Source organism: Micromonospora sp. KC207, assembly GCF_004348615.1.
Lineage (GTDB): Bacteria > Actinomycetota > Actinomycetes > Mycobacteriales > Micromonosporaceae > Micromonospora.
In genome coordinates this window covers 1-2,294 of record NZ_SMKJ01000523.1, presented here as the reverse complement: position 1 = coordinate 2,294, position 2,294 = coordinate 1, and the positions used below count along the sequence as shown (strand labels likewise).

At 75.8% G+C, this 2,294-nt stretch carries 1 protein-coding gene; it reads right to left on the bottom strand.

From position 1 onward, the window contains the following. The coding region (locus E1258_RS32075; RefSeq protein ID WP_132407660.1) for an SDR family NAD(P)-dependent oxidoreductase at positions 1 to 2,246 on the bottom strand (2,246 nt) is incomplete at its 3' end. Positions 2,247 to 2,294: the final 48 nt, after the last annotated feature.

Here is a 2,294-nt window from a genome sequence, read left to right as displayed (position 1 = left end):
ACCGGAGTGGGGGCGGGCAGGCGGTCACCGTGGTGGGTGCCCAGGTAGTCGGCCAGCGCGGCCAGCGTCGGGTGCTCGTAGGCGAGGGTGCTGGGCAGCGGGCCGAGCCGCGCGGCGAGTTCCTCGTTGAGCGCGCGGACGACCATGGAGTCCATCCCGTAGTCGACCAGCGGCGTTGCCGGGTTGAGGGCGTCCGGCGGCAACTTCATCAGCGCCGCCAGCACGCCGCGCAGCAGGTGCTCGGCGCGATCGACCGGTGACGACGCCGCATCCGTGGCGGGGAGCGAGGCGGAGGCCGGTGCGGCCGGCGCGGCGACCACGGCCGCCGGGGGGCGTGCCTCCATGAGGGTGGGCGGTGCCGCCGGTCCCACGGCCCCGGTCGCCGGGACCGCGGGAGCCACGGGGGCCGGGATCGGCGCGGCGGGGTCGTCGAAGACCCGGCTCAGATGCCCGAAGAGCCGGGGCAGCCCGTACCCGAGGATGGCCTCCGGCCGGGCGACGCCCAGAACCCGCTCGAGCGCGGCGACGCCGTCCGAGGTCGGCAACGGTTCGACACCCGAGGCGTCGAACGCGTCGGCGAGCGCCGCCCGGTCGACGGCCATCCCACCGTCTGCCCACAACGGCCAGTGCACGACCCGGACCGTCGGGTCGCCCAGGGCATGCTGTCGGGCGGCGTAGTGCCCCAGGTAGGCGTTGGCGTACGCGTACGCGGCCTGGCCGGCGTTGCCGACAACGCCGGCGATCGACGAGCAGAACAGCAGGAAGTCCCGCCCGGCGTCCCGGGTCGCCTGGTCGAGCAGCCGCGCCCCGGCCACCTTGGCCGCGAGCACCTCCTCGACGTCAGCTCGGCTGCGGCCACGCAGGAAGCCGTCGCGCAGCACCCCCGCAGCGTGCACCACGCCGTCGATCCGGCCGAAGCGCTCCCGCACCGTGGCGACGATCCGGGTGACGTCCTCCAGCCGGGACACGTTGCCGCTGAGGTAGAGCACCTCGGCGCCGGTGCGTTCCAGGGCCGCGATCCGCTCCGGGTCGCCGGTCGCCGAGCGGCCGACCAGGACCAGCCGGGCGTCGACCGTCCGGGCCAGGTGAGCGGCCAGGTGAGCGCCCACCCCGCCGACCCCGCCGGTGATCAGGTAGACGCCGCCGTGGCGCAGCCGGATCACACCGGCCGGCTCGCCGGGGCGCGCCTCGGAGGAGCCGCCGTACTCCTCCTCCACCAGCCGACGGACCAGCCGCCGGCCGTGCTCGTGGCGTACTTCGACGGCCCCCGCGCGGTCGAGTTCGGCGAGCAGCGCGGCCCGGTCCGGTGCGCCGGCCACCTCGACCGTCCGTGCCGAGAGCCGGCGGTCCTCCTGCATGGCCGAGCGCAGGAGCGCGGCGACGGCGGCGTGCCGGGGCGACGGCGTCCCGTCGATGGCGGGATGCCCGTACACCAGTCGGAGGGAGCGCAGGTCGGGTCGGTCGAGCAGGCCCACGAGCAGCGGCAGCAGTGCGCCGAGGAGGGCCGCCGGGTCACCCGCGTCGGGGTCCGGGTCGGAGTTGGGTGCGGCGTCGAGCGCGGCGCTGTGCAGCACGTCGATCCGGTGCGCGGACGAAGGCAGCCCTCCGAGGCCACCGGCCGGGTCGTCGGCGCTCGCGGTGATCACGTGCTGCCAGCGGTGACGGTCCGGGACGGCACCTTCGCCGATCAGGACCAGGACGTCGCCGGCCGGGGCCGGGTCGGGCGCCGGTGCTGGCCGCCAGACGGTACGCAGCCAGGTCGTGGACGGCGTGTTCGGGTGGGCCGGGGCGCGCAGCGGACCGGGCACCCAGTGCCGCTCGCCCGCGAACGGGTACGTGGGCAGCGGCAGCCGGCGGCGACGCTCGCTCCGGTAGAGCGATCCCCAGTCGACGTCGAGGCCGTTCGCCCAGCAGAGCGCCAACCGCTCGTGGTCGCCGCTGTCGATGAAATGGTCGACGAGCACGGCGGCGGTGTCACCGGTGGACAGCACCTGCCGTAGCGGATGGTCGGCGCCGGCCGTGCCCAGGTGCACAGCGGGCGGCTGGTCCCCGTCGAGGAAGCGGTCGAGTGCGTGGCGCAACTCCTCCATCGTGGACGCGACGACGGCGAGCCGCTCGCGCATCGGGTCCCGGCCGACGTGGAGGGTGTAGGCGATGTCCGCCAGGAGCTGCCCGGGGTGGGTGTCGATGTGGTCGAGGAGGGCCCGGGCGTACGCCCGCAACCGGTCCGGAGTCCGCGCGGACAAACACACCACCCGCGCCCGCCCATCATCAACCACCCCCGCACCGGCGGC